The following is a 23,970-nucleotide window of genomic DNA, read 5'->3' on the forward strand; positions in this document are numbered from 1 at the left end:
ACCGATGAAAAAGTTATTTAAAAAGATATTTAAAAAAGAACACGATCCATTATCAGCTGATGAAAGAATGAAGTTAATTGAATCTTCATCTAAGCTCGTAGGACCTGGAGTTTTTTATTCAACACTTATTGTAATTGCTTCTTTTTTACCCGTTTTTCTACTAACGGGGATGGAAGGAAAATTATTTAGTCCCTTAGCGTGGACAAAGTCATTTATACTGATAGTAGATGCCTTTTTAGCCATTACACTGACCCCAGTTCTAATTAGTTATTTGCTAAAAGGAAAATTGCGTCCAGAGAATAAGAATCCAATCAATAAAAAAATGGAAAGTTGGTATACGCCAATTCTGATTTTTTGTTTAAAATGGAGAAAAAGCATTTTATTAGTAAACTGCATTGCTTTACTGATAGGAGGATTGATGTATACGCGTCTCGGTTCAGAGTTTATGCCTCCTTTAGATGAAGGATCTATTTTGTTTATGCCTGTCACCTTACCTGATGTTTCTAATTCTGAAGTAAAAAGAATATTGCAGGTTCAGGATAAAATAATAAAATCAATTCCTGAGGTAACCCATGTTTTAGGAAAAGCGGGCAGAGCCAATACGGCAACGGACAATAGTCCTATAAGTATGATTGAAACAATCATTTTGCTTAAACCCCATAACGAATGGAGAGCTGGTAAAACCAAAAGTGATATCATAGATGAAATAAATAATAAACTGCAAATACCGGGTGTTACTAATGGTTTTACGCAGCCTATTATTAATCGAATAAACATGCTTTCGACGGGAATTAGAACAGACGTAGGAGTGAAAATTTATGGGGCAAGTTTGGATACTATCGAAGCTTTGGCACAAAAAATTAAAAAGACGCTAGAAGGAACTGAAGGAGTGAAAGATTTGTATGCCGAGCCAATAACCGGTGGGAAGTATATCGATATTGAAGCAAAGCGTGAGGCTATTGGTAGATACGGCCTCAGCATTGATGATGTGAATAATGTGGTAGAAGCGGCTATTGGCGGAATGACATTGACGACTACTATTGAAGGGAGACAGCGTTTTTCTGTAAATGCCAGATATGCCCAAGAGTATAGAAATAGTATCGAAGACTTAAAAAAGCTGCAGGTACAAACTATGGAATACGGGCCAATACCCTTAGATGCCGTCGCAGATATAAAGATAAGTGATGGACCGCCGATGATAAACAGTGAAAATGCCATGCTGCGTGGGAGTGTTTTGTTTAATGTTAGGGATCGGGATTTAGGAAGTACGGTAGAGGAAGCGCAGGATAAGCTCAATACCATGATGACTAAACTGCCAAAAGGATATTATGTGGAATGGAGCGGTCAATGGGAGAATCAAATTCGGGCCAACAAAACACTATCTCTGATATTGCCGATAGTTGTACTAATTATATTCCTGATTTTGTATTTTACATATAAATCAATGAAGGAAGCATTAATAACGATGATAACAGTTCCTTTTGCTTTAATAGGAGGGATTTTTATGGTCTATTTTTATGGGATTAATTTATCTGTTGCCGTTGCAGTCGGGTTCATCGCACTTTTTGGAATGGCGATAGAAACAGCGATGATAATGACGATTTACCTGAACGAGGCCATGAATAAGATGGTTGAAAAACATGGCAATAGCAATAAGACAATTACCACGGACATCCTCCGACAGTACATTATTGATGGCTCTGCAAAAAGGTTGAGACCAAAATTAATGACGGTTTCGGTTTCTCTATTTGGATTAGTTCCCATTCTTTGGTCGACAGGGACGGGTGCTGATGTGATGATTCCCATTACGGTTCCGCTTATTGGAGGAACAATCACTTCTGTTATTTATGTATTATTAGTAACTCCTATTGTTTTTGAAATGACAAAGCAACATGAATTAAGAACAAAAGGCAAAATAGATCTTATCGATGCGACACATTAAATATTATATCATTATCACTTGTTTGCTGCTAAACGGTACTGCCGCAGTAGCGCAGACACTTTCATTGGATGCCATTTTGACTAATGTCAAAACGAATAATCCCCAGTTAAAAATGTACGATGCCGATATACAGAGCATGGATGCAGCGGCCAAAGGAGCGCGTAGTTGGATGGCACCTCAACTGAGTACAGGCTTGTTCATGACTCCTTACAACATAAATCCAGATATGGGCTCCTATATGGTAGGTGTGACACAAATGATTCCGAATGCTTCAAGGCTAAAAGCCGATTCTGATTACATGAACGCCATGTCTTCGGTAGAGGCAGAAAATAAAAACTATACTTTGAATCAGTTGAATGCCTTGGTAAAAACGAATTATTACCAATGGATTGTACTCGATAAAAAAATAAAAGTAGCTACCGATAATCTATTGCTTTTAGAGTATATGATAAAAAGTATGGAGATACGCTATCAGTATAATATGGATAAACTACCCACCTACTACAAGGCAAAATCACAATACAGTGCATTAGAAAGCAGGGTAGTGATGCTGCAAAATGAGATTTCACAAAGGAAAATCGCACTTAATACTTTAATGGCAAGAGACAAAAGTACTGTTTTTGATATAGAATCTGATTTTGTGTTAAAGGAGTTTAATCCTTTGAAATCAGATACAGTTTCGCTTTCTGAAAATAGAAGTGACGTCAAAGCGATTGAGAAAACGATTGCCTTAAATCAGTTGAAGATTGAAATCGAGAAAGCTAAATTATTACCTGAATTTGGTGTCAACTACGTTCACATGTTCACTTTTGGAAATGGTCCGCAACAATTTTCCTTGATGGGAATGATCACAATCCCTATGCCTTGGTCATCAAAAATGAACAAAGCCAATATCAGTAGTTTTAAAATAAAAAATGAAAGTCTGGATTGGCAAAAACAAATGATACTGAATGAAGCAACAGGAATGATTTCAGGCATGCAGGCGGAGTTGGCCAACTTAAAAAAGCAGTATGAAATTGCCGACAAAAGCATCATTCCGGCATTACGACGAAATTATGACACTTCTATAATAGCCTGGCAAAATAATACTGGAGATCTGTTTTTAGTATTAGATGCTTGGGAAGCCCTGAATATGGCTCAAATAGAAAAGTTAGAAAAGTTGCAGGCCATATTGAGCACTCAAGTAGCGATTGAAAAACAACTAGAAACGAAATAATTATGAACAAATACATAAAATATAGCTTGGTGGCAGTTGTTGTTTTAGTAGTTGGATTTGGAGTATACTATGCTATAAATAATAACAATGCACAATCTGACGTTGAAAAGACCTCTGAAGTATATACTTGCTCGATGCATCCTGAAATTATTAGGGACGAACCTGGAAATTGTCCGATATGCGGGATGGATTTGGTAAAGAAAGTGACTGAGGGACAATCGGTGCAAAGCAATGACATTGACCATTTACTGCGACCTACCGATAGGTTTGTAGTAGGGGACTTTCAAACTACAACGGCAAAGGATACGACTATCAGTAGTGAAATAAAGTTGCCCGGTATAGTGGCGTATGATCCTAATTCATCGGTGAATATTGCGGCGAGGATTAGCGGCCGAATCGAAAAAATGTATGTAAATTACAAATACCAGAAAGTAAGTAGAGGACAACGACTCTTTGATTTGTATAGTCCGGAACTATTGACAGCACAGCAAAGCTTTATTTATTTAATCACTAACGATGCCGAAAACAAATCTATTATAAATGCTTCTAAACAGAAATTAGCGCTTTATGGAATGACAACAGGTCAGATTAATTCATTGGCTGCAGCCAATAGAACAAATCCTGTGATCACTATTTACAGTCCCACTTACGGAATTGTTCAAGGAACCGAAAGTATGACTACTGGCGTAGCAGAATCCATGCAAAACAGTTCGACCACAACAACCTCTTTAACATTGAAAGAAGGAGATTACATTAAGAAAAACGAAGTAGTTTTTAAGCTAGTGAATACCGATAAAGTATGGGGAATTTTCAATGTGATGCAAGGACAAAGCACTTTGATCAAGGTCAATCAAGCGATTCGGTTTTCTTCAGAATTAGATGATAATGATTTTATAAATGCCAAAGTGAATTTTATAGAAACACAACTCAGCGCAACGGATAAGACGAACAGAATCAGAGTGTATTTGAATAATAGTAATTTGAAATTCCCGATTGGATTGCGATTGCAAGGTGTTGTTGAAACAAATCCCATTCAGGGCATTTGGGTTCATAGGCAAGCATTAGTGAGTATCGGCAGTAAAAAAGTAGTTTTTATTAAAAAAAGAAACGGTTTTAAAGCAAAAGAAATAAAAACAGGAATTGAACTCAATGATTTTATCCAGGTCCTCGAAGGGCTGGATGTAAATGAGGCAATAGCTGAAAATGCACACTATTTAATGGATAGCGAAAGCTTTATTAAAACAGAATAATTATGCAAAAGATAAAAAAATTCAGTTTCCTGATCCTGGCATTAGTTGTCTTAATGGGATGTAATACTAAAAATAAGGAAGATCATAGCGCGCATCAAGATGGAGAAAGTATATTTTACACCTGTTCCATGGATCCCCAGATAAAGGAAGACAAGCCCGGGAAATGTCCTATTTGTCATATGGATTTGACCCCGATGAAAAAAGACAATTCGGCCTCTAATGAAATTGCCCTAAGCGATCAACAAATAAAACTGGGAAATATAAGCACTCAAAATATAGAGGAAACAAATAGTAGTCTAAACGAAAACTATACGGGTGTTTTGACAATTAATCAGGAACAAGTTAAAACCATTTCAGCAAGAGCGATGGGGCGAATTGAGAAATTATATTTCAAAACTACAGGCGATTATGTTGAAAAAAATCAAGCTATTTATCAGTTGTACAGCGAGGATTTAGCCATTGCTAAACAGGATTATTTTGCGGCCTATAAACAACTGTCAATGCCTGGTGACTTTGGGAACAATGCCAAAAGCATGCTGCAAGCGGCCAAACAAAAGTTATTGTTTTATGGTTTGTCCAATGCGCAAATTGAAATCATTAAAAGTAATGCTCAAATTTCACCATATACCACTTTTTATAGTACCTACAGCGGATATATTTCGGAGATAACGGCTACTGAAGGCAGTTATGTGATGGAAGGTGCCGCAATAATTAAGTTGGTCGCTTTAAACATGCTTTGGCTTGAAACGCAAGTAAACGTCAGCTATGCAAAATCATTAAAAATTGGACAGAAGGCTTTAGTTTCCTTCACTGATTACCCTGATAAAGAAATACAAGCTACTATTTCATTTATTAATCCGGAGATCAATCCAGATTCTAGGTTGCTATTAATTCGCATGGAAATCGCTAACTCGAACTTGTTGTTAAAACCAGGAATGCAGGCAGTGGCAAAATTAACCCAATCCAATAAAAAAGGATTGTTTATTCCAATAGATGCCGTCATTAGAGAAGAAAATCATAAGTACATATGGGTCGAAAAAAGTCATGGTCTATTTGAGAATGTGATGGTTGAAACCGGGGTAGAAGCTAATGGAATGGTCGAAATCACATCAGAAGTGGACAGTACAAAAAAAGTAGTTATTACCGGCGCCTATGCTATTAACAGTGAATATATATTCCGTAAAGGAAGCGATCCTATGGCAGGGATGAAAATGTAAGGATAAAGAATACGTAATATACTGTTTATTAGTCGTTTAATGGGTAATAATTAATTAACTTAGCTCTATGAACTTTGAAAGTATTTTTGTTAATTAAAGTTAGTATGAGAAACACGTTATCTAACATTTAAATCGACTAGCAATCAAGAATTTTAATTAAAAAATAAAATCATGGAGCATAACAATATACAGTCAAAGAATAACCCTTATGTGAAATATGCCCTAATAATGGCTGTTTCGTTTATAATCATGTATCTAGTTATGTTTTTAAATGTTGCTGAATTCAGTCATATATACAATAGTTTAACTCGCTTTTACATGACTACTTTAATGATTGCGGCAATGGCAATTATTATGTTGCTATCGATGTGGAAAATGTATCCAAATAATAAAGTTAATTTAGTAATTATAGTCTTTGCCGCTACTACATTTCTTGGAACACTTTTTCTATTAAGAACACAAACCTTTGTTGGAGATGTACAATATATGAAAGCTATGATTCCTCATCACTCATCAGCTATTATGACTAGTAGCAATGTCGACTTTAAAGATCCAGAAGCTAAAAAATTAGCTGAAGATATAATTGCTGCTCAAGAAAGAGAAATTAAGCAAATGAATGAAATGATTATTCGTCTCGAAAGCAAAAGATAATAAAGTGAAAATTTATATAAAAAACATGGTTTGTGGCCGCTGTGAAATGGCCGTCAAGTCAGAACTTAAAAAAATGGGGTTTTCTATTATTTCGATACAATTAGGGGAAGTAGAAATTACAACTGATTTGGACGAAAGCCAAAGCCAAATGCTATCAAAAAACTTGAATTTGCTTGGTTTTGAACTGTTAGACGATAAGGGAAACAAGACTGTTGAAAGAATAAAGAATAGAATCATTGACTTGGTTTATTACAAAACGGAACAACGAAAAAGTAATCTATCAAGCTATTTAGCAGACGATTTGGGGCAGGATTACAGTACGCTAAGCAAGCTGTTTTCAGAAAACGAAGGAACAACAATTGCCCATTACTTCATTGTCCAGAAAATTGAGCGGGTAAAGGAATTATTACTTTATAACGAGATGACGCTGAGCGAAATTGCAATTCAGCTTAATTATAGTAACGTCGCACATTTAAGCAATCAATTCAAAAAAACGACGGGTTATACCCCAACCCAATTCAAGCAATTAAAAGATAATACGAGGAAACAGATTGATGGATTATAAATCTTACAAAGTTTACCCACAATTGTGTAACAACACAAAGTAAAATCATTCGGATATTTGTACTGTTAATTTAAAACTGCAAAGAGATGAAATTTAAATACAATGTTACTGGAATGAGCTGTGATGGGTGTCGTGGCAAAGTAGAGAAAGCCTTGAATGCTATGGAAGGCGTTCAGGCTGTAGTGACTTTAGATCCACCAATAGCTACTATCTCGATGGGAAAGCCCATCCAGACCTTGCAGTTTCAGGAGCTGCTTTCAGCTGCTGGTAATTACTCGATAAAGGTTTTTAATCCAAATGATTCTTTATTGCCAACAGAGGAGGTTGCAGTAGCACCTCCAAAGAACGCTGCAGGAAAATACTACTGTCCCATGCATTGCGAAGGAGATAAAGTATATGATAAAGCAGGTGATTGTCCTGTTTGTGGTATGGACCTGGTACAAGCACCAGATTTAACTCCGCCAAAAACAAAGTATACTTGCCCTATGCATCCTGAAATTGTCCAAGAAGGGCCGGGTTCCTGTCCTATTTGCGGAATGGATTTAGTACCAATGGAGCCTACCGAAAGTGAAGATAACAAGACGTATCTTGATTTATTACGTAAAATGAAAATAGCCATTATTTTTACACTGCCTATTTTTATCATTGCGATGTCAGATATGATACCCAATAATCCCCTACTAAAAATAATGGACACCTCGCGTTGGAACTGGGTGCAGTTCGCCTTTTCACTTCCAGTAGTTTTTTATGCTGCATGGATGTTTTTTGTGCGAGCCTGGAAGTCGGTTATTTCTTGGAACTTAAATATGTTTACCCTAATTGGAATTGGTGCGGGGGTTGCTTTTCTATTTAGCCTATTTGGCTTATTTTTTCCGGAATACTTTCCAAATGAATTCAAAACGGAAGGCGGTACGGTCCATCTGTACTTTGAAGCAACGACGGTAATACTAACCTTAGTTTTGTTAGGTCAGCTATTAGAAGCCAAAGCACATAGCAGAACTAGCGGTGCCATAAAAGAATTATTAAAATTAGCACCAACAGTGGCTACCTTAGTCATTGATGGAAGCGATAAAGTCATTTCTGTTCATGATATCAAAAAGGGTGATTTACTTCGCGTGAAACCAGGCGAAAAAATTCCTGTTGACGGAAAAATTACCGAAGGAGCAACCACCATCGATGAATCAATGATTTCTGGTGAACCCATTCCTTTGGATAAAAAAGCAGACGATGCAGTTATTGCAGGTACAATTAACGGGAACAAATCTTTTGTGATGGTTGCTGAAAAAATTGGTTCAGAAACTTTGCTTTCGCAAATTGTGCAAATGGTAAATTCAGCCAGCCGTTCCAGAGCACCAATACAAAAATTGGCTGATAGAATAGCGAAGTATTTTGTACCAATAGTGGTGGCAGTTTCAATAATCACCTTTTTCATTTGGGCACAATTTGGCCCCGAGCCAGCAATAGTTTATGGATTTATAAATGCAATTGCTGTTTTAATTATAGCTTGTCCTTGTGCTTTAGGATTAGCAACCCCCATGTCAGTTATGGTAGGAGTGGGTAAAGGAGCGCAATCTGGAGTTTTGATAAAAAATGCGGAAGCCTTAGAAAACATGAATAAGGTAAATGTTTTAATAACTGATAAAACAGGTACTATTACCGAAGGAAAGCCTTCTGTAGAAAAAGTATTTTCGACTGAAAATAAAGAGGAAGACTTGTTGCAAATAATCGCTTCGTTGAATCAGTATAGCGAGCATCCTTTGGCGCAAGCCGTAGTCAATTTTGCGAAAGCGAAAAAGGTTACTTTATTGGAAGCTAAATATTTTGAATCCATTACTGGAAAAGGAGTAGTTGGAACGGTAAATGGTAAAAAAATCGCACTTGGTAATACAAAATTGATGGAGCAAAACAATTCAAAAACTTCGGATGATTTAACAGCTAAAATAATAGCCGAGCAGAAACTAGGAAAAACAGTATCTTATATTTCGGTAGACAATCAGGTTTTAGGTTATGTAACGATTACGGATGCTATTAAAAGTACGAGTGTAGCTGCAATAAAGGAATTAATGAGTCAGGGAATCGAAGTGATTATGCTTACGGGTGACAATGAAAACACCGCGAAAGCGGTCGCTGACGAATTGCATTTGAGTTCGTTTATAGCAGGTTGTCTGCCGGAAGATAAATTAAAGGAAATTAAAAGATTACAAGACCAAGGGAAAATTGTTGCTATGGCAGGAGACGGAATTAATGATGCTCCGGCATTGGCTCAAGCCGACATTGGCATTGCTATGGGAACTGGAACCGATGTAGCAATAGAAAGCGCCAAAATAACTTTGGTCAAAGGAGATTTGCAAGGGATCGTCAAGGCCAAAGAATTGAGTCATGCCGTGATGAAAAATATCAATCAGAATTTATTTTTTGCTTTCTTTTATAATGTACTTGGAATCCCGATTGCAGCAGGGGTTTTGTATCCTTTTTTCGGTCTTTTGCTTTCGCCAATGATAGCAGCGTTAGCGATGAGCTTCAGTTCGGTTTCTGTTATTGCAAATGCATTGCGATTAAGGAACTTGAAGTTATAAGGCACTAAAGGCCACCTTAAATTTAAAATTTAATCTATAAAGTAAAATACCATGAAAACACTACAGAAATTTGCATTTGCAACAGGATTAATTGGACTATTGTATTCTTGTCAGTCAACGAATCAGGTACTCTCAAAATCAGATAACAGAACCGAAATCATGAACACTATCGCCAATGACGAAATGATGGCAAAAGAGATGATGGGCGTGTTGATGAACAATAAAAGCGGCAAAATGATGATGATGAAGGAAAATCACGCTAAAATGATGACGATGATGAAAGAGAATCCAGAGATGATGGAGAGCATGATGCCGGAAATGATGAAGATGATGAAGAGCAATCCAGAAATGATGAAAGGCATTATGGCAGACATGATGAAGAATAAACCGGAAATGGTAAAAAGCATGATGCCGGAAATAATGAAAATGATGGAGGATAATCCAGAAATGATGAAAGGCATGATGGAAAAAGCTAAATATGATGACATTATGATGGCCGAGATGTGCAAATCAATGATGGATAATCCAGAAATGATGAAAATGATGGAGAAAATGAAGGCAGAAAAAATGGACATGAGTAAGATGAAGGGAATGGATAAAAAGTCCAAATAAAAATATAAAATACAGAGGTTCTATTTAACGCTAATATGATGCAGTTATGAATAATAAAGGACAGGAAGAAATGCATATGGATGGGTTCTCATTCATGGGAATGCATTGGTTTTGGTGGGGTTCCATATTGATTTTTGCACTTATACTATTAGCGCTAGCACACCGATACAGAAGAAGAAAATAATTTAATAAAAAAAATAAAAAGCTATGGAATATTATTTCAATAAAACAATCAACGACAGCTTCGAAAATGCAATCGAGAAAGTTACGGAAGCCCTTAAAGTGGAAGGATTTGGAATACTAACAGAAATTGACATAAAAGCAATATTAAAGAAGAAATTGGATGTGGATTATTACAATTATACCATTTTAGGTGCTTGCAATCCGCCTTTCGCTTACAAAGCGCTATTGGCAGAAGATAAAATAGGAACGATGCTGCCTTGTAACGTAATTGTTCAAGAGAAAGTAAAAGGTCAGGTTGAAGTTTCTGCAGTTGATCCGGCAGCATCGATGCAAGCAGTAGATAATGTTGCACTTACGGAAATCGCAACAGAGATCAGAGACAGGTTGCAAAAAGTAATTAATACTTTGTAGCCCCGGTTGCTGCGGCAACCATTATTCAGCAAGTCAAATTGCACTTAAGATTAGTAATTAAAAACAATAAAATGAAGACTTTTAAATATACAGCATTGTTAATTTTGATTGTATCCCAATCTATTTTTGGTCAGGCAGTAGAAGGAAACGTCAATAATCTGCCGGTGAAAGAATATACACTGACCATTAGGGAGGAAATTGTTAATAAAGCAGGGGTAGCCGTAAAAGGAATGACGGTAAATAAAAGTATACCAGGTCCGGTATTGGAATTTACGGAGGGAGAATATGCTATTATTTACGTAAAAAATGAAATGAAAGAAGAAACGTCCATCCATTGGCACGGACTTCTTTTACCAAATTTTTACGATGGCGTACCTTATTTAAACACTCCGCCCATAAAGCCAGGTCAAACTCTCAAATACGAATTCTCGATTAATCAATCGGGAACTTATTGGTACCATTCTCATACCATGTTACAAGAGCAAAGTGGTGTGTATGGGTCTATTGTTATTCATCCGAAAAAAGAAACATTGGTATACGACAAAGAATTGGTGCTGATGTTATCAGATTGGACCAATGAAAAACCGATGAATGTTTTGCGCAATTTAAAACGAGGTAACGAATGGTACGGAATAAGAAAAGGGACATCAACACCGCTTAATAGAGTTATAGCAAGAGGAGCCTTTGGAGCACAATTAAAATTTTGGAAACAGCGAATGGGTGGTGCTGACATTGCCGATATCTATTACCCTGCGTTTTTGATTAATGGAAGGCAGTCCATCGAATATCCCGATTTTAAACCGGGAGAAAAGGTGAGAGTACGTGTTATTGGTGGCGGAGCTTCTACTTCTTTCTGGATGACTTTTGGGGGAGAAGATCCGGTGCTCGTCTCAGCAGACGGTCATGACGTAGTACCAATTGTCAAAAATAAGACATTTATTGGGATTGCAGAAACGTATGATTTTATTGTGACTATTCCTAAAGAGGGTAAAATTGAGTATAGAATTACGGCACAGGATGGCTCAGGTACGGCTTCGGCATTTCTAGGAAGTGGCAAAATTCTAGCGGCCCAAGATGTTCTAAGACCTGATAAAATTGGCATGATGCAAAAGATGGCAAAGATGGACATGAAAATGGGAGCCCATGCATTAAAGTACCGTCCGAAAAAAGACGAACGCTTCAAAATTAAGGAAGAGTATGGCATGCAAATGGATATGTCTAAGGATTCTAAAATGAAAGGAATGGATATGGACCATTCTAAGATGAAAGGGATGAGAATGGACGACATGAGGCAAAAGCAAATGGATATGCCCAAAGATTCTACAATGAAGGGAATGAAAATGGACAACATGAAGCAAAAGCAAATGTCCAAGGATTCTGCAAAGGGAGTAATGGAAATGGATCATTCTAAGATGGAAGGGATGAAAATGGACGGTATGCAAAAAGAAGCTGTAATGGCTGATTCCACAAAAAAGAATAGTATGGAAGGCGAAATGAAAATGGAGGGAATGAATCTGTTTTCAGAATACAACTATGATTACCTCAGGTCGCCAGTAAAGACAAACTATTCTGCTGATGCACCAGTAAAAGAAATCCTGTTGAACCTTACGGGAAATATGCAACGCTATATCTGGAGTATGAATGGTGTTCCACTGGCTGAAACGGATAAGATAAAAATTGAAGGAGGGCAGGTCACACGAATAACATTAAATAACTTGACTATGATGCATCATCCGATGCACTTGCACGGTCATTTCTTTAGGGTTATCAATAAAAACGGAGAATACTCGCCGTTAAAGCATACCGTAAACGTGCCTCCAATGGGAAATGTGACAATAGAATTCTACGGAAGCGAATATGGAGACTGGTTTTTTCACTGTCATATTTTGTACCACATGATGAGTGGTATGGCAAGAGTTTTTAGTTATGACACACCTAGAGATCAACGTATGAAAGGGTTTCCCGTTTCTGAGTTAGTAGCTGAAACTAATAGATATTATTCCTGGGGAATGGTAGATGCAGCATCTCATTTTACAGCTTTACAATTAACGGCTTCCAACCTGAGAAATCAATTTAACGTGTCCATGGAATATGGATGGAACAAAAATTTGGAGGGCGAAGTTAGCTACGAAAGATATTTACATGATTATTTACGTGTTTTTGCAGGAGTAAATATAGAAAATGAAACCCGAAAGAGTTTGGATAACTTTAAAACTACTGCGGTTGTTGGGGTTCGCTATTTAACGCCCTATTTATTTGCACTTGATGCGAGAATAGATAATGAACTTCGACCGCGCATTTCATTAGGCAGGAGTATAATGGTATTCCCTAAATTTTCAATTTTCGGTTATTATGAGTACCAAATAGATTTGGGTTTAGTAAACAACTTACCAATCAATAAAAACTTTAGTTCTGAAACCGTTTGGAGCGCAGGTGCAGCATACTTCTTATCAAGAAACATTTCATTAACGGGTAGCTACGACAATCGGTACGGTGCTGGTGGAGGACTGTCCATCAGATTTTAAGATTGATTTACAAAATTATTTTCGTACTTTTGAGTTAGAACAAGAATAGGTTTTTAGCTCATGAAAAGGCGTAAATAGCATTTTTAGAAGTGATTTAATCAGATCTAGTTAATGGGAATAGAAGTCCACAATAACGAGGTGTATCAAAAAATCAGTGATAACTTGGGGTATAAGAGAAAGTCGAAGAAGCGATAACTTTTTTTGTTTCTCAAGTCAATTAACTAGTAGTAATAATCTTTAATTTAAATTCAAATAATATGAAAGCAGTACTATTTTTCGTTTCGATTCTAAGCATATTAATATTAAATAGTTGCAACCAAAAAACAGATACAAGAGCAATTCTTGAAAATCCAAAATCAAGGGCTGAAATTTTTGATAGTATTGCTAATAATCAAAAATATATGACAGAGTTTATCATTAAGATACATGGGCATGAAATGATGATGGGTGGAAGTGAAATGCAAATGATGATGAACGACAGCTTGATGAACAAAAACTCCATGAATGGAACCATGATTAATGCAGAAATGATGCGATCCATGATGGATGGAATGATAGACGATAGCATAACTATGGCAGCAATGATTCAAATGATGCAACAACGAGGTATCATGAGTGAGGATTGTATGCAAGCAAGTATGAAAATGATGGGCAACAATGAAAAGGGAATGATGCATAATACCACTAAATAGTAAGATACTTTTGTAATAATTTAAAGGCACAAATTTTTGCATCGTTGCGGTTATACTAAGGATAGTTATTTATTAGTTCGAATAGTTCGAAGGTTTAGTATATAATTGGGATTATAACAGTTAACAAATGTCAAACAATCTAGTAGTTACCCTGTTCTTATTTTTCGTCTCGCTGTTGTGAGTAAAAAATTTCGCAAAAAAAGGAGATGAAGCTAAAGTTAGATGTGAAAACCGATCTCGATAGTGATTAGATTTCTGCTTAAATTTATAGTAGTAAAGGTGCTTATAAGTTGTTTTTTCTAAAAAAAAGCGTGTTATCGAAATCAAAAGTTGTGTTAAAATCAAATTTTTATTTTGCTTTTTTTTCTTAAGTTCTAATTTTGAATCAATTGCAATTTGTTACTAAAAAAACTATAATTTATTATCACCGGTTTTAGGATTTGGTTTTGTACATCATAAAAATAGTTCTATTTTTGTACCAGATATAAAGGAGGGCCCGTTCGTCTATCGGTTAGGACGCATGGTTTTCATCCATGTAAGAGCGGTTCGATTCCGCTACGGGCTACAATATTCGCAGATTGCAATGCAGATTTTATGAAAGTTAACTTCGCTATTTGATTTTGTAAGTTATTTTTAATTCACATCTTAGGAACATAAAGTAAACCTCGAAAATTAAACTTTTCGAGGCTTTTTTTTGATGACAAAAGTGTTTTTAAATCCCAGTAAATTGATCTACTTAATCTTTCTGCTTAACGCCAATAAACCTAAAATAGGGCCAAAGGCTAAACAAATATAAATAGTGTTTGTATCTGTTACTGTCTTCAGTCCACTGATTAATTGAATACTGATTATTGTAATTGCAAAGCCAATACTATTAACAATCGTAAGTGCGGTTCCTTTTATTTCGGCAGGTGCATTCTGAGCGACTAATGTAGACAAAAGCGGAGAATCAGCAACAACAACCATTCCCCAAAAAAGTAAGAAAGCAAGAAATAGCATTTCGGATTGAACAGCAAATAGAAAAGGGAAAATAAGACAGCACCCACATGACAGTAATAAGGATAGAAATGCAATTCGTTTTGCACCGTAGGTTTGTGAGAGGTAGCCGCTCAGTACACAAGCAAGTCCACCAATACCAATAATGAGGAAAGACAAGATAGGAATATTAAAGGTTGTTTCTGGATGTAAATCACTATAAGTTTGAAGCATTAGCGGTGTAAACGCCCAAAAAGCATATAACTCCCACATGTGCCCAAAATATCCAAAAGCTGCAGAACGTAAGTTTTGATTTCTAAATATACCAAAGAAAGCAGACAGGTTAATGCCTTGACTTTGTTTTCGATAGGGGCCATCAGGAACTAATAGAGCCATCATTAAACCGCCCAGAATAGCAAGGGAAGAAGTGGTGAGTAAAACTGACTTCCATGGGAACGCATCTGTTAGCCCTTTTAATAAATGCGGAAAAGCAGTGCCTAATACTAAAGCGCCTACTAAAAATCCAAGCGACTTGCCAAGCCCTTTATTAAAATAATCAGCTGCTATTTTCATTCCCACAGGATAGATTCCAGCGAGAAAAAAACCAGTTAGAAACCGGATGCAAAGCATCGTGGTTAAACTGTTGCCTTCCCAGATCAGGCCTGCATTGCATAGCGCTCCAAGCAGTGCACTTATTAGAAATACTTTGGAAGGAGAAAAGCGATCTGCTATTGCTAATACTGCAAAGACTAAGGTGCCTAAAATAAAACCAAATTGTACGGCGGAGGTTAGATTACCACTCGCAGTTTCGGTAAGACCAAAAATGATAACTAAGTCGATCATCACGGCATTACTTGCAAACCAAAGAGAGGTACAACAAAACTGAGCAATAACAATTATAGGTAGGATCGTTTTTAGTCGGTTCATTTAGATTATTGCTTTTTGGTAATTAAGGATACTGTTTTTATTAGTTTTATATGATATTCGAAGGTTTTCTTGATATCGCTGATTTGCAAAGAATGAGCAAAACTAATGAAATTAGGGCGAAACAGATAGTATAAACAGAACAGATCCACCTTTAGTCAATGCTATTTAAAGTTTTAGATTCAAATTTTTTTAAAGTAACGCAACAATAAAATAGTTTAAAGTCAGCGTCCTTAATGATGCTATTTACTATTCTTTAAGTTTTTTTATTGCTAGTGTTATTTTTACTTGATTTGTTGCCCTGTATTAAATACGTTATAAATTATTATTTTGCTTTTTCTATTTCGTAAATAAGTAGAAAGGGGAAGCTTTTTATATCCGATTCTCTTTTTGATTTTCTTTTGATTTGGTGGTGATTATTATGTTTTTTAAATCGTTTTAAAATGACTTTTACTTATTTTAAAAACGGAAGCTTTTTTATTGCGTAAAAGCATTTCTATAAGTTCTATCTTTTTCAAGTTTAAGTGCCTGTCTGTTATAGTTTTATGTTTTTAAAAGTACTTTTTTTGATTCATATTTCACATTCGTTATTACTCTTGCCGTACAAAATAATAGTTAAGTTGCTCGCCTTTTTGAAGTTCGACGTGTAAGACTTACATGCTGTTACAAATAAGAATCAGCAATAAAACCTTTTTAAAGTAAGGAGACTTAGTAATGTTCATAGTCAGTAAAATAGCTTTTAAAAGTATAAAGTCTACTGACTTTGCAAAGTGGGGCTGACTTTGACAGCCTTTATTTTAAAAAAAGCGAAGTCGTCTGTTTTTAACAGGATCCAGACGAAGCATTTTATAATCCAGAATATAATTTTGGTAGATGCGCCACGGGGCTTTATTTCCTTGACTGGGAAGGGTATTGGCTGATCTGGTAATGTATCCAGAGTTTAGATTGAGTAGTGGAGATGGTTTTAAATTTTTCTCTATTACTTTTGCCTGTACCGCTTTATAATTATGTTTGTCTAAATAATTCAGAACCCGAGAAATATATTCGCTTGTAAGGTCACTTTTCAACGTCCATGACGCATTGGTATAGCCAACAAAAAGAAAGAAGTTGGGAAGGTCGCTCAACATGAGGCCCTTGTAGACAAAAGATTTGGATACATCAAAGGGTTGTGAATCCAGTAGAATTTTTACGCCTCCAAATGCCACCAAGTCAAGCCCTGTTGCCGTGATGATAATATCTGCCTCCAATGTCTCGCCCGATTTTAATAAAATCCCATTGGTTAAAAAACGATCAATATGATCCGTAACTACTGATGCTTTCCCTTTCCTAATGGCTCTATAAAAATCTCCGTTGGGGGCGATGCAAAAACGTTGCTCCCATGGATTGTAGTTTGGAATAAAATGAGGGTCGACAGGAAAGTCACCCAGACTTCTTTTAGCGCCTTCCAGGATGAAGTTTTTCATTTTTTCAGGATAGAACTTACAGAGATTAAAAAAGATAATGGTGTAGAAAATATTTTTATAACGGATCAGTCGATAGGCTATTTTTTTTGGAAATATACGTTTTAGTCGAGCTGCATTCTTATCTTTATTGGGCAAAGCTGCAATGTAGGTTGGCGATCGTTGCAACATGGTAACCTGTGCGGCCTCCACGGCAAGCTCAGGAACTATAGTGACAGCAGTGGCGCCGCTGCCAATCACAACGATTTTTTTATTGGCAACATCTAAATTTTCAGGCCACTTTTGAGGATGGATTATTTCTCCTTCAAAACTAGATTGATCCTTAAATGCAGGGGTGTAGCCTTTACTATAATTATAATAGCCGCTACAGCTAAATATGAATTGGCAGGTATAAACCGCTTCTTCGGCTGTTGTAGTATTCAGGGTGGTTATCGTCCATAATTTATCTTTTGTATCGAAGTCAAAAGAAAGGGCACGTTGTTCGTAGATGATATGATCCCGTACCTTGTACTCGTCAGCGGCTTCATTTATATATTTCAGGATAGAAGGTCCCTCTGCAAAAGACTTTTGCTCATCCCAGGTCTTGAAGGAATAGCCAAAAGTGTACATATCAGAATCGGAACGAATACCCGGATATTTAAACAAACTCCAGGTGCCTCCAACTTCCGTTCTAGCTTCTAAAATAACATAGCTTTTATCTGGATTTTTACGTACCAAATGGCAGGCAGCGCCTATACCGGACAAGCCGGCCCCTATGATGATGATATCGGTATGATTCATATTTATGGTATTGTCTTAGTCTTAAATAGCTATCGGGAGTGCGATAGATTTTCCTCCACTTTTTTTAAAGACGGCGCTAAACGTCCCTGAAGCAGCGATGTTTTAGTTATCCTTTTTTTGGTTGTTGCTAAACGTGTAAATGCGTTGTAAAGTACGAAAAACAATCAATAAAAAAACAGTGTTAAATCTGTAGACTTCATCATGTTTTCCATTTACTTTGTTTTGAGTCCTCAGTGAGAAATTTAATAGTTGACCGATGTGTTTCCCTGTCTGTGGCTAATGTAAAATGAGTTGCTTCTTTAATTTCTAAATATAGTCCATTGGGTAAAGTTTGAGCAACTTTTTGTCCTGTTCCAAGGACTAAATCCTTTTCACCGCTTATGATAAGAGTTGGAGTATAAATTTCAGCAGCTTTTTCGGGAGTAAGAGGCCTATATTTTGCAAGACTAAAAGCAATCATAGCTTCTTTTTCCAATCCAATTTGTTTAAATAAATTCCAATACGCAGAAATATGATTGGGTAAATGAATTGGGAAAGTTTCATGTGAAAGTAAATCTGCAAGACCAGGCAAAAGGGTTTCAAATATAAATGGAGGATTTCCAATGAGTCCGTCACCAGTAGCTATTAAGACGGATTTTGAAAAATATTCAGGGTGGTTGCTTAATAGATCAAGAGCTATCACCGTACCCATTGAGTACCCGATTAATCCAACATTTTCCAAATTTAAATGGTCAATTAGATTAATAACGTCATTTGCGAAGTTTGTTGTTCCGTAAAAATTGGGATCACTACTTTTATCACTTTCACCATAACCACGAAAATCGATTCCAATTACTTGAAAACCATTTTTCGATAAGCTTTTAATCCAACCCGTTTGAATATAGTTATAGTTGAAATCAACAATTGCTCCGTGTAGCAGTATTACAGGAATTCCAGTTCCATATATGCTATAGTTTATAGAAATAGTATTAGTAATGAATTTTGGCATTTGCTTTTTTCTTTATGGTTTGGTTTTAGCGGTTGTAATAACTTTCGCAAAAAATATTCGTTAGTAAAATAATTTTGCCTTGTCAGTAAATCCTTCGAACACCGGTTTTAGAAAACTTCGTTCGTAACTGATGATACATTTGGTGTCGTTGGCATACCTTAATGCTTCAAGACATTTTGGCGTGTTTTGAATTTCGTTTCGATAAATTTCATAATCTGCTAACGAAGGAAAAGAAAAAGAAGCATATCCTACATTATTTGCTCCCTCGTGAGGTAACAAATATCCGTGATGTAGCCCACCCATTTCATTAACTAAGTCGATCCAAAGTTTCGCATAATGTTCAAAATCTGCTACTTTAGCGGGGTCAATTATATATTTTAAAAAACAAGTTGTCATAATTTTAATTTGTCAAGTATTTGAAAGTTGGCATTTTTTTGGACGTCCGTATACAATGACCGCTAACTTATGTATCGGTCTGATAAAGCGAGGTCAATCCGTACCGACAAGAGTAGCGTAGTCTAGCCAATAGAATCTTTTTCGCCTTATCAAATATAGCAATTAATCTTACAAAAAGATTTAATGTATTGATTTTCTGTTATTATCAGTAACTAGAAAGGGAGTTTGATCGCTTTGTCATCTGCTTTTTTTTAAAAATGCGGCTGTACATTTCTAAAGCGACAGTATGGGGGTCTTTTTTTTTGGTTAGTGCTCTAAATTTAAATACCGCTACAAAATACAATCAACAAAAAACACCATTAAATCTTCAGACGTAATGGTGTTTGTAGTTGATGAGGTGATTTTTTAAAGGACCAAATTCAGTAGGCTTTAGCTTTGATTTATATCGTCAGATTCCAATTAATCTTGACGTTGCTTTTAAGAGTTCAATTGCAGGTGAACCTGCAAAACATTTTTCGCAACGAGAATACATAAATAAGCAATCAATAAAATCAGTCAACATATGAAAGAGCAATCCAATTCCTATTATCCTAAAAGGTTTGCGAAAAAAAAGTAAAACAATATAAACCAACATAGCATAATACGTATGTAAAAAGTGGAAATTAATGCTACATCTATTTGTTTGGAAAATTGGATTGACAAATAAATGATCTAAATCAACTACCATAGTCGCTAGGAGAATTAGATATACTTTTTTCCAATCTTTTCTATAAAAGATAAATGCAATAAAAAAGGGAAAGCCAAAGTGTAAAAAGTAGTGTGTAAATATTTGCATCTATTTCTCAGTATTTTTTTAGGTTGCATACAATTTGATTATTTGTCTGATAAGGGAAATCAATCTGTACTGATAGCAGGAATGAATTAATAGGTCTGACAATTAGTTTCCTTCTTTCGTTTTCCCAAATGTAATAATTAAACGAATTGCTATATTTGTTTTATGTTATTATTAATCGAAAGAAAATTATTGTAGTAGGTTTACCATCCTCTCTATTGCCGAAAGAAGCTGCAGTAAATTCTGAATAAGCGACGTTGTGGATATTTGTTTATAGTTATCGATTATAACGCTATTACATAACACAAAACGCAATGAAAGATAGAACAAGTAAGCAGTCAACTTCTTGAGCGATTCATGTTTGTAATTGATGACATAGCTGTTTAAAAAGGTAAAGTCGGTTGGCTTTGCCTTGCGCATCTTCAAATACTGACTAGTTTACCATTGTTTAAATTTAGCTATTTTGTTTTTACTAAAAATAATAGCGTTTTATGAGTTTGGTTGGACCATTTTATACGACCGTTACCCTACTTTATTATTTTTTGCAGGTTTTTGAGGATCATCTGCTTTGCAGTACCTTGTACCACTTAGCATGCTAATTAATTCTGAAAGCTTGTTTGACGTGCGTCTACTGTTTTCTACCTGTAGTTCGACAGCTTGATTGTTACTTTCGATTGTAAAAATTATAAGGCAATAATTGAAATTATAAATACAATTCCAGTAAGCGCAAAAAAACAAATAAATACAGTTTGTCATTTTACTATTTTAACGAAACGCCGGATGTAACTGCAACTAATTTGGTGTAATTATAACATTTTGTTAATCGTAAAAGTCTTTTTTCAATAAGTTGTAGTAATTAGACGCCCAATATTCGCTTTTAAGACTTATTTTCTCTGTTCCATACTATAAAATAGGATGTTATTGCTATTTTGTTTATTTTCGTTTAAGATTAATCTAAAAAACCTAAACAAATGAAACATTTAAGAAAAAGTTTACTCTCCCTTGTACTGGTGATTCCCTTCCTCTTTAGTAGTTGTAGCAACGACGATGGCCCAGCAGTAACGGTTGTCAATTCTAAAGTCTATGACTTAGGCACAGTTGGTACTGCAGGAGTTTCCGGAACGGCAAAGTTCATTGAAAACAGTGACGCCACATTAAGTATTGAGTTAGAATTAAAAAACACTACTCAAGGAGGATTGCATCCGGCACACGTACACTTAAATAATGCTGCTGATGGTGGAGATATAGCTCTAACATTAAAGCCAGTTGACGGAGCGACTGGAAAAAGTACGACCACATTTAAAGCGCTCGATAATGGTACCGCCATCACATATCAGGCGCTACTTGATTTTGATGGGTACATTAATGTGCACTTGAGCGCTGATAAATTAGCTACTCTTGTTGCTCAAGGTGATATTGGTCAAAACGACCTTACCGATGTATCGAAAGTATATACATTAGGAAGTGTTGCTGTCGCTGGGATAGATGGTACTGCCACTTTTTATAAGCGAGTGAATGGAGAAGCCTTAGCAATAGTAAGGTTGAAAAATACTCCAGCTGGTGGATCGCATCCTGGACACATTCACATGAATACGGCTGTTGAAGGAGGAGGAATCGCTTTTACTTTTAAGCCAGTGAATGGGGATACAGGTATGAGTGCAACCAATGTATCTAAACTTGACAACGGTACCGCTTTTGGGTACGATCAGGTTGTGGCCTATAATGGCTATGTTAATTTTCACAAAAGCGCGACTGAATTAAACGTCCTAGTAGCTCAGGGAGACATAGGTCAAAACGAGTTAACTGGTATGTCAAAAGTATATCAATTAGGAAGTGTAGCTATACCTACAATCGACGGTACAGCTACGTTCTACAAACGAGTAAATGGACAAGCATTGGCGGTGGTACAGCTTAAAAACACCCCAGCTGGTGGATCTCATCCAGGTCATATTCACATCAACAGTGCAGCTCAAGGAGGAGGAATCGCATTTACTTTTAACCCAGTAAATGGAGACACTGGTTTGAGTAAAACGAATGTATCTAAATTGAATGACGGTACTGCTTTTGGATACGATCAAGTGCTTACTTACAATGGATACATTAACTTTCACAAGAGCGCTACTGAATTAAATGTCTTAGTAGCTCAAGGAGACATTGGACAAAATGAATTAACTGGGAAAAAAATAAGCTATGTTTTAGCCCAAAAAGACGTTGCAGGTATAAGTGGTACTGTTGAATTCGCTGAACGAATTAATCAAACGACATTAGTAACAATCAAGCTTTCTGGTACTCCTTTAGGAGGAAGCCATCCTGCACACATCCATGAGAATAATGTTGCTACGTCAGGTAACATCATTGCAGGTTTGAGTCCTGTAGATGGAACCACTGGGATTAGTAAAACGCAAGTATCAGCATTAGTTGGAGGTACTCCAATTACTTACACGCAGTTTTTAGCGCGTAACGCTTATATTAATGTGCATTTAAATGATGGCGCTGGTTTGTCTACCATCGTTGCTCAAGGAAATATTGGCTCAAACGCAGGAGTTCCAGAAGCAAAAACATACAATGTGACTGCTAATGGAACGACATCGTATACTTTTAACGGAGAAGGATTTACAAATTCTAGCAATCCAAACCTTACGTTCAAAAGGGGAGGTACGTATACTTTTAATATGTCTGCTGCAGGACACCCTTTCTTTATAAATACTGTTCAAGGTACTGGAATTGCCAATACATACGCTTCTGGAGTTACAAACAATGGAGCTGTATCAGGAACTATAACTTTTACTGTTCCTATGAATGCACCAAACACGCTGTATTATAACTGTCAATTTCATGCTTCTATGTTTGGAACGATTACTATTATAAACTAGTGATACTATTTACTATTTAATTCTTAAAATGGGGAGGTGTTTTTACATCTCCCCATTTTTAATTGATGAAAAATGAGTAATGAAGTCTGGTAACACTGAACCTCATTGACCGATTTTGATTAGGAGTATATTCCATCATTAGAAAAATAAAAATACTTGTGTGTTTCACCAGCTATTCGTAAATCTTTAAATCAATGCTTTTTATCTTGTTGTTCTGTGCGGTGTTGTTTTTTGAGAGGAGTTTCGTCTCCTACGTTCATTCCGTTTGACATTCCTATCATAAAGTCAATAGTCAATGATATTAGTTCTATCTATCCAAAAAGTAGCTTGTTTAGATTTTTATCTACGTGTTTTATCGTTGTGTTTATACATGATTTAAATGATAAATGTTTAAACATTTTGTCATCTTAGGTATGCAATAAATCGCACAAATGCTTAGAAAAGAAATTTTTTTTAGGTGATATACCAACTGGAACTAGGATTGCTCGATGTGATTATTTTGCTTAAAAAATGCTGTTGCGCTCTGATAGCACTACTATTTTGATACCGCATAACTCGTAATTTTAATTTTACCTTGATTTGAAGGCTGTAACGGTCTTAAAACGGCAGCTACGCTAAGAGATGTGACTATGAAGTTTTCTCAGACGAAATTATCTGAATATGGGATAAGTTTTAGAGTAGGTATTGCTAAAACTCTTTTTATTCTTAGTGTAGAAAACTTGGTTTTAAGCTGCTTAATTTGATTGAGCGTCTAAAGTGCAACTACATGATATCAGACTAAAAACCAAGAAGATTAAAAGAAAACAATTTAAAGAGGTTTCAATTTATTTAGTTTGAATGATTAATTGTATTGCTTCGTAAAATCCTAATTGTGATTAAAAATTGTAAGCTAAAATAACATT

General features: G+C 36.0%; 18 protein-coding genes and 1 tRNA gene. 14 read left to right on the forward strand and 5 right to left on the reverse strand.

What is annotated here, in order from left to right:
* The first annotated feature begins 4 nt into the window (after nucleotides 1–4).
* The 13 genes from A3SG_RS22645 (at nucleotide 5) to A3SG_RS0100770 (ending at nucleotide 14,405) form a co-directional block, all read left to right on the forward strand.
* Nucleotides 5–1,942: an efflux RND transporter permease subunit gene (locus tag A3SG_RS22645; protein WP_029596528.1), complete on the forward strand. Its 1,938-nt coding sequence runs from the start codon at nucleotides 5–7 to the stop codon at nucleotides 1,940–1,942.
* Nucleotides 1,929–3,158 carry a TolC family protein gene (locus tag A3SG_RS0100720; protein WP_016988088.1) on the forward strand — a complete coding sequence of 410 codons (1,230 nt, stop codon included), beginning with the start codon at nucleotides 1,929–1,931 and terminating at the stop codon, nucleotides 3,156–3,158. Before A3SG_RS22645 ends, A3SG_RS0100720 begins: the two co-directional genes overlap by 14 nt.
* Nucleotides 3,159–3,160: 2 nt before the next feature.
* Nucleotides 3,161–4,408 carry an efflux RND transporter periplasmic adaptor subunit gene (locus A3SG_RS0100725; RefSeq protein WP_016988089.1) on the forward strand — a complete coding sequence of 416 codons (1,248 nt, stop codon included), beginning with the start codon at nucleotides 3,161–3,163 and terminating at the stop codon, nucleotides 4,406–4,408.
* 2 nt (nucleotides 4,409–4,410) lie between these two features.
* Nucleotides 4,411–5,625: an efflux RND transporter periplasmic adaptor subunit gene (locus tag A3SG_RS0100730; protein ID WP_016988090.1), complete on the forward strand. Its 1,215-nt coding sequence runs from the start codon at nucleotides 4,411–4,413 to the stop codon at nucleotides 5,623–5,625.
* Between the two features lie 171 nt (nucleotides 5,626–5,796).
* Nucleotides 5,797–6,276, forward strand: coding sequence for a DUF305 domain-containing protein (locus A3SG_RS0100735; protein ID WP_016988091.1), 480 nt, complete (start codon nucleotides 5,797–5,799; stop codon nucleotides 6,274–6,276).
* A gap of 46 nt (nucleotides 6,277–6,322) precedes the next feature.
* Nucleotides 6,323–6,841, forward strand: a complete 519-nt coding sequence (locus tag A3SG_RS0100740; RefSeq protein ID WP_016988092.1) for a helix-turn-helix domain-containing protein — start codon at nucleotides 6,323–6,325, stop codon at nucleotides 6,839–6,841.
* Nucleotides 6,842–6,927: 86 nt separating this feature from the next.
* Nucleotides 6,928–9,417 (forward strand): heavy metal translocating P-type ATPase, encoded by a 2,490-nt coding sequence (locus A3SG_RS0100745; protein ID WP_016988093.1) that lies wholly within the window; start codon nucleotides 6,928–6,930, stop codon nucleotides 9,415–9,417.
* 51 nt (nucleotides 9,418–9,468) lie between these two features.
* Nucleotides 9,469–10,029, forward strand: coding sequence for a hypothetical protein (locus tag A3SG_RS0100750; RefSeq protein ID WP_016988094.1), 561 nt, complete (start codon nucleotides 9,469–9,471; stop codon nucleotides 10,027–10,029).
* Between the two features lie 46 nt (nucleotides 10,030–10,075).
* Nucleotides 10,076–10,213 (forward strand): hypothetical protein, encoded by a 138-nt coding sequence (locus A3SG_RS21475; protein WP_157485249.1) that lies wholly within the window; start codon nucleotides 10,076–10,078, stop codon nucleotides 10,211–10,213.
* 23 nt (nucleotides 10,214–10,236) lie between these two features.
* Nucleotides 10,237–10,623 (forward strand): DUF302 domain-containing protein, encoded by a 387-nt coding sequence (locus A3SG_RS0100755; RefSeq protein WP_016988095.1) that lies wholly within the window; start codon nucleotides 10,237–10,239, stop codon nucleotides 10,621–10,623.
* A gap of 71 nt (nucleotides 10,624–10,694) precedes the next feature.
* A complete protein-coding gene (locus A3SG_RS0100760; RefSeq protein WP_016988096.1) occupies nucleotides 10,695–13,148 on the forward strand; it encodes a multicopper oxidase domain-containing protein in 2,454 nt (817 codons plus the stop codon).
* Between the two features lie 257 nt (nucleotides 13,149–13,405).
* Nucleotides 13,406–13,840 carry a hypothetical protein gene (locus tag A3SG_RS0100765; protein WP_016988097.1) on the forward strand — a complete coding sequence of 145 codons (435 nt, stop codon included), beginning with the start codon at nucleotides 13,406–13,408 and terminating at the stop codon, nucleotides 13,838–13,840.
* 493 nt (nucleotides 13,841–14,333) lie between these two features.
* Nucleotides 14,334–14,405 (forward strand) — tRNA-Glu (locus tag A3SG_RS0100770).
* A 167-nt stretch (nucleotides 14,406–14,572) separates the two neighbouring features.
* Here the strand turns inward: A3SG_RS0100770 and A3SG_RS0100775 are convergent.
* From A3SG_RS0100775 to A3SG_RS22060, 5 genes are all read right to left on the reverse strand, one after another.
* Entirely contained in the window at nucleotides 14,573–15,742 is a 1,170-nt protein-coding gene (locus tag A3SG_RS0100775) for an MFS transporter (protein ID WP_029596530.1), read from the reverse strand.
* A gap of 794 nt (nucleotides 15,743–16,536) precedes the next feature.
* A complete protein-coding gene (locus A3SG_RS0100780; protein WP_016988099.1) occupies nucleotides 16,537–17,979 on the reverse strand; it encodes a flavin-containing monooxygenase in 1,443 nt (480 codons plus the stop codon).
* A gap of 199 nt (nucleotides 17,980–18,178) precedes the next feature.
* The gene (locus tag A3SG_RS0100785; protein WP_016988100.1) at nucleotides 18,179–18,967 is read right to left on the reverse strand and encodes an alpha/beta fold hydrolase; all 789 of its coding nucleotides are present in this window, start codon (nucleotides 18,965–18,967) and stop codon (nucleotides 18,179–18,181) included.
* 60 nt (nucleotides 18,968–19,027) lie between these two features.
* On the reverse strand, nucleotides 19,028–19,363 hold the full coding sequence (locus A3SG_RS0100790; protein WP_016988101.1) for an NIPSNAP family protein: 336 nt from the start codon (nucleotides 19,361–19,363) through the stop codon (nucleotides 19,028–19,030).
* A 448-nt stretch (nucleotides 19,364–19,811) separates the two neighbouring features.
* Nucleotides 19,812–20,198, reverse strand: a complete 387-nt coding sequence (locus tag A3SG_RS22060) for a DUF6122 family protein (RefSeq protein ID WP_016988102.1) — start codon at nucleotides 20,196–20,198, stop codon at nucleotides 19,812–19,814.
* A 968-nt stretch (nucleotides 20,199–21,166) separates the two neighbouring features.
* On the opposite strand from A3SG_RS22060, the gene A3SG_RS22065 reads away from it, so the two are divergent.
* Nucleotides 21,167–23,068 (forward strand): CHRD domain-containing protein, encoded by a 1,902-nt coding sequence (locus tag A3SG_RS22065; protein WP_016988103.1) that lies wholly within the window; start codon nucleotides 21,167–21,169, stop codon nucleotides 23,066–23,068.
* Nucleotides 23,069–23,970: the final 902 nt, after the last annotated feature.

It is taken from the genome of Flavobacterium sp. ACAM 123, assembly GCF_000264055.1.
In the GTDB taxonomy this organism is placed as follows: Bacteria; Bacteroidota; Bacteroidia; order Flavobacteriales; family Flavobacteriaceae; genus Flavobacterium.